We start from the raw sequence: 8,741 nt of genomic DNA, 5'->3' as shown, positions 1-8,741 counted from the left end.
GATGCGGGCGCCTGCAGGCAGGGCCCCGTCATCGGGAGCCAGAACCTCGGGCCCTGGGCGTGTGTTGCAGGCAGCCAACACGAGAGTCAGAGTAAGCAGCAGGCGACTGAGCATCTTGTATTACCGCAGGAATTTGCGGAATCGTATCAGCGCCAACCAGAACAGCGCCACTCCGATCACCACGAGCGCGAGGAATTGTGGCCAGACCACATCCAGCCCCGCGCCCCGGAAGAGGATGGCTTGCGAGAGGATGATGAAATGCGTATTGGGGGCTGCAAGCATGATGGTCTGGATGATCTCGGGCATGGATTCACGCGGCGTCATCGCGCCCGACAGCACCTGCAGCGGCAAGAGCGCCATCATGAGAAGAAGCGCGAATTGCGGCATCGACCCCGCAACGGTCGCAAGGAAAATACCAAGGCCGGTCATGGCGAAGACCATAAGCACCGCGCCCGCGAGAAACAGCAGGACGGAGCCCTGTACCGGCACCGCCATCAGCCCCTGCACCACCATGACCAGCGAAAAGGCGGAGCCCAGCAGCACCACCAGCCCCATCGACCAGATTTTCGAGAACATGATCTCGGTCGCGGTGACGGGCATCACCAGCAGATGTTCGACCGTACCGTGCTCCTTCTCGCGGATCAGCGCCGCCCCGGTCAGCACCAAAGACAGCATGGTGATCGACTGGATCACGCTGGAAATCGCCCCGAACCATTTCGGATCAAGCGAGGGGTTATAGCGCGCGCGGAGCGCCAGATCGACCGGCAGCGCGGTAGCGGCCCGGTAGCCTGCGACATATTCCGAGACCTCAGAGGAGACGATCTGCTGGATATAACCGCCGCCGGTAAAGGCCTGGCTCATCCGGGTCGCGTCGATATTCAACTGGATCGCCGGGCTTTTCCCCGCCAGCACATCACGCGCGAAATCCGGAGGGATGTTCAGCGCGAAAGTGTCGAGGCCCTGATCCATCCGCTGATCCATCTCGGCCGTGGTGATCATCTGCGGTTCGACAAAATAGGGCGGGTAAAAGGCCGTGGTGATGCGCGAGGAGAGATGCGACTGGTCCTCGTCCACAATCGAGATCGCGGCATTGGTCAGCGCCTCGGGCGCGGCATTTGACGAGGTCCAGACCGAAAGCGAGAAGGAATAGACGATCAGCACCAGCATCACCGGATCGCGCCAGAGCCCGCGCAATTCCTTGACGCCCAGATTGAAGGTGTTGCGCAGGTTCATCCGCCCCTCACTTCGCCTGTTTTTGCAGGAAGACTGCCGCCAGCCCGATGATCACCGGCACGGCGATCCCCATGGCCAGCATCGGCCCGGCCAGCTCCGACAGCCCGAAAGCCTTGGAAAACGCTCCCCGCGCGGCGGTGATGAACCAGGTCGAGGGGTAGATCTCGCCCAGGATCCGGCCAAAGCCTGAAAGCGACGAGACCGGGTCGATCAGGCCGGAATAGCTGACCGCCGGGATCATGGTCAAAAGCGCGGTGGCGAAAAGCGCCGCGACCTGGCTTGCGATAAAGACGGACACCAGGAAGCCAAGCGCCGTGGTCGCGGTAACGTAGATCAGCGCCGAAAGGGTGAAGCCGAGGAAACTTCCGTTGAAGGGCACCGCAAAGAAGGTCACCGCCATGGCCATCATCAGGAAGAAGTTCAGCATGGCCAGCGCGATGTACGGCAGCTGCTTGCCGATCAGGAATTCCAGCCGCGTCACCGGGGTGACGTAGAAATTGATGATCGAGCCCAATTCGCGTTCGCGCGCAACCGAAAGCGTGGTCAGGATCGCGGGGATCATCAGCAGCAATAGCGGGATGATCGCCGGCACCATCGCATTCAGGCTGCGCACATCGGGGTTGTAGCGGTAGCGGGTCACCAGCTCAAAACTTCCGGTGCTGGCAGCATCGCCGTAGATCTGGCGGGCCAGGCGCATGATCCAGTCGCCATGCATACCCTGCACATAGCCCTGGACGGTATTGGCGCGGGTGGGATTGGCCCCGTCAAACCATGCGCCGACCTGTACATTGCGGCCCGCCGCGATATCGGCGGCAAAACCGGGCGGGATCTCGATCGCCAGCGCCAGCTCGCCAGACCGCATCCGCGCGTCGATCTCGTCGTAACTTGCCAGCGGAGGTTGTTCGATGAAATAGCGCGAGCCCGCAATATCAGCGATATAGCTGCGGCTTGTGGTGGTCTGGTCGCGGTCAAGCACGGCGAAACTCAGATCCTCGACATCCATGTTGATGCCAAGCCCGATCACGATCATCAGGATGAGGCTGCCGAGCAGTGCCATCGTCAGGCGGATCGGGTCACGCCGCAGCTGCAGGCCTTCGAGTTGCGAGTAGCTGAGCAGACGCCGCAGGCTGAAACCGGATTGCGTCTCGGGACGGCTCTCGACGGCTGCTGGTGCCGGGGCCTCCGGCGCGGGTGCGGGCGCAGGCGCGCCAATTGCCTCTTGCAGATAGGCGATGAAGGCATCTTCCAGCGTGGCACAGCCTTTGGCTTTGGTGATACGCTCGGCCGTGTCCGAGACCAGCACCTTGCCCGCGTGCATCAGGCTGATGCGGTCGCACCACTCGGCCTCGTTCATGAAATGGGTCGAGACAAAAATCGTCACGCCGTCCTTGCGCGACAGTTCCGCCAGAATGCGCCAGAAGCCGTTGCGCGCCACCGGATCGACGCCGGAGGTCGGCTCATCAAGGATCAGGATTTCGGGCGCATGGATCATCGCCACCGCCAGCGAGAGCCGCTGGCGAATGCCCAGCGGAAGCGCCTCGGGCAGGCTGTCGGTCACGTCACCCAGATCGAAACGGGCGATCATGGCTTCGACGCGGCCCGGAATCTTTTCCGCGGCCATATGGAAAAGCCGCGCATGCAGCTCCAGGTTCTGCCGCACCGTCAGTTCGGCATAAAGCGAGAAGGCCTGGGACATGAAACCGACCCGGCGGCGCACGGACAGGTCGCTCGCATCGACCTCATGGCCAAAAAGCTTCGCACGACCTTCGGTCGGTTCCAGAAGGCCGGTCAGCATCTTCATCGTCGTGGTCTTGCCGCAGCCGTTCGACCCCAGAAAACCGAAAATCTCGCCTTTGGGAATGCGGAAGGACACATTGTCCACCGCGACGAAATCGCCAAAGCGCTGCGTCAGTCCCTCGGCCTCGATGGCGATCTCGTCGTCACCGCCCGCGCGCGGCGGGATCACCACTGCACTGTCCTCTCCCCGGTCGGCCTCGGGCAAAAGTGCGATGAAGGCCGCGTCGAGCGTCTCCGCCCCGGTGCGCGCAAGAAGGTCCGCCGTGGTGCCGGTCGCCAGCACCCGGCCCGCATTCATCGCCACCAGCCAGTCAAAGTGCGCGGCCTCTTCCATATAGGCGGTGGCCGTGATCACGCTCATCCCCGGCCGGGTCAGGCGGATGCGGTCGATCAGGTCCCAGAACTGCCGCCGCGACAGCGGATCGACGCCCGTGGTCGGCTCGTCAAGGATCAGAAGATCCGGGTCATGGATCAGCGCGCAGCACAGGCCCAGCTTCTGCTTCATGCCGCCCGAAAGCTTTGCCGCCGGGCGGTCGCGAAAGGGCGTCATGCCGGTGGCCGCCAACAGATCGGTGATGCGGCGTTCGCGCTCTGGCCTGTCGTGGCCGAAAAGCGCGCCGAAGAAATCAAGGTTCTCCTCCACCGAAAGGGTCGGATAGAGGTTCTTGCCCAAGCCCTGCGGCATATAGGCGATGCGAGGACAGACCCGGCTTCTATGCGCCACATCGCGCATATCACCCCCCAGGATCGTGACCGCGCCGCCCTGAATCTTCCGCGCTCCGGCAAGCAGGGACAGGAGGCTGGATTTTCCCACCCCATCCGGCCCGATCAGCCCGACCATCTGCCCCGAGGGGATTTCCAGCGTCACATCATCCAGCGCGGTGACCCTGCCATAGCGCAGCGTCAGGCCGGCAACCCCTGCGACAGGTCCGGAAACGGGACCGCTCATTTCACGACATTGGCCAGAAAGTCAGGCCAGGCCGCTTTCGGGTCAAGCCGCAGATACGCCATCCCCGGCAGGCCGGTTTTGACATATTCGATATGGCGCGCCAGCAATTCCGGGTCGATCCGGGCGCGGACGCGGAACATCAGCTTCTCGCGCTCGTTGGCGGTCTCGACCGTCTTGGGCGTGAACTGCGCCACATCGGCGACATAAGAAACCGTGGCCGGGATGGTCAGCTCTGGCGCGGCATCCAGCACGAGGCGCACTTCGGATCCCACCTGCACCCGACCGACCTGCGAGGTCGGCAGGAAAACCGTCATGTAGACGTCCCCCAGATCGACGAGGCTGAGGATGCGCCCGCCCGAGCCAACGATCTCGCCCTCTTGCGCGATGCGGTACTGGATGCGGCCAGAGCGCGGGGCCTTCAGCGTGGCATCGTCCAGCGTGGCCTGAATGGCGTCGATCGAGGCTTTTGCCGCCGCGACCGCCGCGACCGCATCCACCACCTGCGCCTTCGCGCTGCTGATACCGGCCAGCGCCGCCGCATGGCTGGCCTCGGCCGAGGCCACACCGGCACGGGCCTGGGCGTCCCGGGCGCGGTCATCATCCAGCACCTGCTGCGAGATCGCATTGGTCTTTGCCAGCTGTTCGGACCGTTCAAGCTTGAGCGATGCCGCCTCGGCCACCGAAGCCGCCTGGTCAACCGCCGCCTGGGCCGCGCGCTCCTGAGCCTCGGCCTGAGCGACCAGCGCCTTTGCGGTTTCGACACCAATTTCCGCGCGGGCAAGCTGCGCCTCGGCCTGGCGTTTCTGCGCGTTCAGCTGTACCACATCCATCTGCACCAGCACATCGCCTGCGCTGACGAGATCACCCTCGGCAGCGGTGATTTCGGCGATCCGGCCACCGGTCAGCGCCGCAATATCCACCTCGGTCGCCTCGATCCGGCCATTGGCACTGGCTAATCCGGCAGGCAGATCGGCGGGCTGCAGCCGGTCCCAAGCCAGCCAGCCAAGCGCGGCGACAACGGTGAGGCCGCCCAGAATGATGATGTTCCTGCCGGGCTTTTCCATGACCTGCCTCTGATGCTTTGCGCCAGTCCCACTGCGGTTTTCGTCCTGCGGTGCCCTGTTGTCAACGACCGATGACAAGTTGAAAATCTGCATCTTTGCCACAAGAATAGGGTGCCTGGTTGTCCCTGGCCGATAAAGCAGCTAGACAGCATGCTCTGGGCCAGACCGGATTCTGCTGCCGTCTGGCTGTGGGAAGATTCTCAGTTTTTTTGCGTCAGAGTCATCGGACGAACACGAACCGCCTATGCCAAGGTCCCTCACCTCAGCCAACATGACTGACCGTGCGCCGGGGCACACAACCGGGAAAGAACGCATCCTCACATCGGCGATGCTGCTTTTTGCACGGACGCCCTATTCCGATACCAGTCTGCGTGACATCGCCTCCGCGGCCGGGGTTGATGTAGCCTATGTCCATCGCGCGTTCGGCACCGATTATCGCCAGAGATAACGCCAGCTTCCCGCATCATGCGGAACAGGATCTGCCGGAGCTTGTTGCGGGTGCTGTCGCTGATCGAGGCCAACCCCTCATTCCAATCGGCTTTGGCATCAAAGAATATGTCGAAGCTCTCGAGCGGCAGGTCCAGTTGATAGGCGAGATACCGATCACAAATGACCTCAATAGCGAACTCACGCACGAACCTGTAAGCCCGACATGTGGCGATCCACAGTAGGTGTTGTTGTTCTTGTCGACCGGGCCCACTGACGAAAAAACGGATTTCGTCTTCGGTCAGCGTCATCAGGCGGTTGACGATTTCGCGGAGGGTGCGCCGGTTTGAAGCCGCCTTCGGCAAAGACGTCGCTCCCTCTTCGAGCGCGCGTGAAAGCGTTACTTTCCAATCTTCACCAATCACGTGCAGTTCGGCGACGATCACGCTCTCATTCAGAAACAGCCCCCCAGAGGTGAATGACATTTTGTAGGGCTGATGGTTTGCTCCGAAGTCTGCTTTTCGTGCTGCCATGGTCATCCAACGACCTCGTCTCGATTCAACAGCACGATCTGCTGGTCCTGCGGTTTTCGAGCGGCGGGGTCGGTATCAAGCCCCAGCCTCTTAAGCGCGTAGAACAACAGCGCGCGGCGGACCACGATCTGCGCGCGGCCCGCCTCCATGCCGTAATCCATCTCTATCGCGCGGCGTTGGTTGTCGGAGAGGTCCGGATGCGGCCCAATCTCGAGCACGACGTCTGTGTGCCAAGCGGCATCGGAGCCATGGTCTGACGTAACAGGCCCTTGGTCCCCGACCTCCACAATGCGTGAGAGGAGAAAATCCTTGAAGACCTGGTCATTCTGGCAAAACGCACGGGCATGCCAACGAAAGCCGTCAAATGCGAGAGCGTGAGGCTCAATCCAGCGCGCGTTTGGCTCAGGGCGCGACATCGACTGATAGGTCACCTGTAAGGCGGCCGGCAAACGGATCGCCGCAAGAACATCGCGCAGCGTTTCAGGCGCCACACCTCGGGCAGGTGTCGGCGTTGCTCCAAAGCCCGGAAAGACGCTGATCCAGCTTTGCTCCGCGCTCACAAGCCCCTGATCAACGGCCCGCAGCTGCGCGAAGTACTCCTCCGCATCGGGCTTGAGATATTTGGGCTTGAATTGTTTGCCGCGCAGGTAGGTGCGCAGACTCTTGTCATAGACGAGGTTCCGCTTGGCCTGATCGATATAGGCGTTCAGGTCCAGCGATGCCTGCTGTGTTGAAACCCCGAACGCGTCCATCAAATCCCCTCGGTTTATCCGCCCCTGCCAGAACAGGCGAAACTCGATGAACTCATATCGACGTTCGACACCCCAGTTCAGCTGCTTGCCCTTCTTGCGAGTCACCTAGTGCCCTCATCTATATGTCGCAAATCTACACGCGTCCAGTTTTTAGATTGACTCACAAATCAGACCATATGACCCTTGAGGTGACAGGAAGTCGATTCGTGACAAGCCCGTCACGTTATTAGACGTATCACAAACTTGGGGGCTCGCCCCAGCATTACCCTCCCGCACCGCTCACTGGAAGGGAAAAGGAGCTTTTGCATGACGAAACTTCGTACGCTCACCGCATCCTTGTTGATCAGCACCTGCCTGACGGCAGGCGCCGTCGCACAAGAAGGCTCTCCGCTGGACGCAGAAATTGCAGCGATCGACAGCCAGATTTCCGAAGTCGATGCGACGATCTCCCGTTATGACGGGGGATTGATCCGTATGCTGGCCGAGAGCCGCCGCGAGGCTCTGCTTCTCTTGCGCACGGTCGTGGAGGCACGACAGGCGGCGGAAACCGCTGGCGCGATGATCGAGGTCACCGTACCGGCGGTAGAGCCGGATCCAGAGCGCGCCGAGCAGCTTCTAGGAGAAATGGCCGCACAACAGAGTCGTGTCGAGACCGCAGAGCGAGAAGCGGCCTCGGCAGGCGGATTGATCCAGGCGGTGGCCCTGAGCCGCGTGGAAACGGAAAAGCTCACGCTTGCTCAACTGCAAATGGCCTATCTGCAGGCCCGTTACGGCATCGCCTTCCCGGTGACACCGACCGTGACAAATTCAGCGCCGCCCATAACCGACCCAACTTCACCCGCTGCCATAAGCCAAGGCGAAGGGGTCGTTGAGACCGCACAACAAGGATAATCCGATGTTGAAAACTGCCCTTCACGCCTCCGTTGCCGCGACTGCCTTTTTTGCCGCCAGCACCGCTTTTGCCGATGTCACCGTTTATACCGCTGGCCCCGAAAAGCTGATTGCCGATCTGGCCGCCGGCTTTACCGCCGAAACCGGCACCAAGGTTGAATTCTTTCAGGCCACCACCGGCAATGTCATGGCCCGGATCGAGGCCGAAGCCGCCAACCCTGTGGTCGACGTGCTGATTTCGGCCTCGTGGGATACCGCGACCGATTTCGCCGAGCGCGGCTGGCTGGTGCCCTATGCCAGCCCGAATGCGGCAATGGTGCCTGATTTCCTGAAAACCGACACGGCCGTCGCGCAAGGCGTGGCCGCGCTGGCAATCGCTTGGAACCCGAACTCCGGCACACCGCGCCCGGCGGAATGGGCCGACCTGGCCAAGCCAGAATACAAGGATCTGGTGAACCTGCCCGATCCGGCGCAGTCCGGGTCGGCGTTTGAGCTGGTCGCAGCACTTTCGGCTGATGGTGACATGTCGATGTTTGACGGCCTTGCCGCCAATGGTGCCATTGTTGCCGGAGCCAATGCCGATGCCCTGAACCCTGTGCTGCAAGGGGCCAAGGCCGCCGTGTTCGGTGCTGTCGATTACATTTCGCTCAACGGCAAGGCCAAGGGCGAGTCGATCGAGGTGATCTTTCCGACAAGTGGCACCGTCATTGCGCCACGCCCGGTGATGATCATGGAATGGTCGGACAATCAGGACGAGGCCAAGGCCTTTGTTGACTACATGCTGTCGGATGCCGGGCAGGCCATCGTGGCGAAGCAGAACCTGATGCCCGCGCGCGCCGATGTTGCCGCCGACCGTCCTCTGATCGGCGATCTGAAGATCCTGCCGATTGACGCCGCCACCGTTTATGGCAAACGCGCCGAAACGCTGGAGGCCTTTGCCGAAGCCTTCGCGCAGTAAGGACACAGGAATGGCACGGTCAGTCGAGGCGGTCAGCCCATCTGTCATCATTGCGGCGGTGGGACTGGGTCTGGTCGTGGCCATGCCATTTCTGTTCGTTGTCCTGCAGGCGATTTTTCCCGAACTGGGGCGCGGCTC

General features: G+C 61.9%; 7 protein-coding genes and 1 pseudogene. 3 read left to right on the top strand and 5 right to left on the bottom strand.

What is annotated here, in order from left to right; genetic code table 11:
• Window positions 1-120: 120 nt before the first annotated feature.
• Genes ACO2Q5_RS23025 through ACO2Q5_RS23015 form a run of 3 tightly spaced genes read right to left on the bottom strand, consistent with a single transcriptional unit; the run spans window position 121 to window position 5,043 of the window.
• Complete coding sequence (locus ACO2Q5_RS23025) at window positions 121-1,233, bottom strand: ABC transporter permease (protein WP_423295432.1); 1,113 nt, start codon at window positions 1,231-1,233, stop codon at window positions 121-123.
• 7 nt (window positions 1,234-1,240) lie between these two features.
• Window positions 1,241-3,979: a ribosome-associated ATPase/putative transporter RbbA gene (rbbA, locus tag ACO2Q5_RS23020; protein WP_423295430.1), complete on the bottom strand. Its 2,739-nt coding sequence runs from the start codon at window positions 3,977-3,979 to the stop codon at window positions 1,241-1,243.
• Window positions 3,976-5,043, bottom strand: coding sequence for an HlyD family secretion protein (locus ACO2Q5_RS23015; protein WP_423295428.1), 1,068 nt, complete (start codon window positions 5,041-5,043; stop codon window positions 3,976-3,978). The genes rbbA and ACO2Q5_RS23015 overlap by 4 nt, the downstream gene beginning before the upstream one ends.
• Window positions 5,044-5,287: 244 nt before the next feature.
• Here ACO2Q5_RS23015 and ACO2Q5_RS23010 point away from each other — a divergent pair.
• Window positions 5,288-5,416, top strand: a pseudogene (locus tag ACO2Q5_RS23010) (hypothetical protein); the annotation flags it as partial.
• Here the strand turns inward: ACO2Q5_RS23010 and ACO2Q5_RS23005 are convergent.
• Both ACO2Q5_RS23005 and ACO2Q5_RS23000 read right to left on the bottom strand, forming a co-directional pair.
• A complete protein-coding gene (locus tag ACO2Q5_RS23005) occupies window positions 5,361-6,008 on the bottom strand; it encodes a DUF1819 family protein (RefSeq protein ID WP_423295426.1) in 648 nt (215 codons plus the stop codon). The pseudogene ACO2Q5_RS23010 and the gene ACO2Q5_RS23005 overlap by 56 nt on opposite strands.
• Entirely contained in the window at window positions 6,005-6,859 is an 855-nt protein-coding gene (locus ACO2Q5_RS23000; RefSeq protein ID WP_423295424.1) for a WYL domain-containing protein, read from the bottom strand. The genes ACO2Q5_RS23005 and ACO2Q5_RS23000 overlap by 4 nt, the downstream gene beginning before the upstream one ends.
• A gap of 201 nt (window positions 6,860-7,060) precedes the next feature.
• Here ACO2Q5_RS23000 and ACO2Q5_RS22995 point away from each other — a divergent pair, with 201 nt between their 5' ends.
• Both ACO2Q5_RS22995 and ACO2Q5_RS22990 read left to right on the top strand, forming a co-directional pair.
• Window positions 7,061-7,645: a hypothetical protein gene (locus tag ACO2Q5_RS22995; RefSeq protein ID WP_423295422.1), complete on the top strand. Its 585-nt coding sequence runs from the start codon at window positions 7,061-7,063 to the stop codon at window positions 7,643-7,645.
• Window positions 7,646-7,649: 4 nt separating this feature from the next.
• Window positions 7,650-8,603 carry an ABC transporter substrate-binding protein gene (locus tag ACO2Q5_RS22990; protein WP_423295420.1) on the top strand — a complete coding sequence of 318 codons (954 nt, stop codon included), beginning with the start codon at window positions 7,650-7,652 and terminating at the stop codon, window positions 8,601-8,603.
• The last annotated feature ends 138 nt before the right edge of the window (window positions 8,604-8,741 follow it).

It is taken from the genome of Neotabrizicola sp. VNH66, assembly GCF_049445895.1.
Classification (GTDB): Bacteria; Pseudomonadota; Alphaproteobacteria; order Rhodobacterales; family Rhodobacteraceae; genus Pseudogemmobacter.
This window is presented reverse-complemented; position numbering and strand designations above follow the sequence as displayed.

What these genes read in the sequence shown, in the direction of transcription:
- ACO2Q5_RS23025 (WP_423295432.1), bottom strand. Translation starts at nt 1,233, where the DNA reads ATGAACCTGCGCAACACCTTCAATCTGGGCGTCAAGGAATTGCGCGGG.
- ACO2Q5_RS23015 (WP_423295428.1), bottom strand. Translation starts at nt 5,043, where the DNA reads ATGGAAAAGCCCGGCAGGAACATCATCATTCTGGGCGGCCTCACCGTT.
- ACO2Q5_RS22990 (WP_423295420.1), top strand. Translation starts at nt 7,650, where the DNA reads ATGTTGAAAACTGCCCTTCACGCCTCCGTTGCCGCGACTGCCTTTTTT.
- rbbA (WP_423295430.1), bottom strand. Translation starts at nt 3,979, where the DNA reads ATGAGCGGTCCCGTTTCCGGACCTGTCGCAGGGGTTGCCGGCCTGACG.
- ACO2Q5_RS23005 (WP_423295426.1), bottom strand. Translation starts at nt 6,008, where the DNA reads ATGACCATGGCAGCACGAAAAGCAGACTTCGGAGCAAACCATCAGCCC.
- ACO2Q5_RS22995 (WP_423295422.1), top strand. Translation starts at nt 7,061, where the DNA reads ATGACGAAACTTCGTACGCTCACCGCATCCTTGTTGATCAGCACCTGC.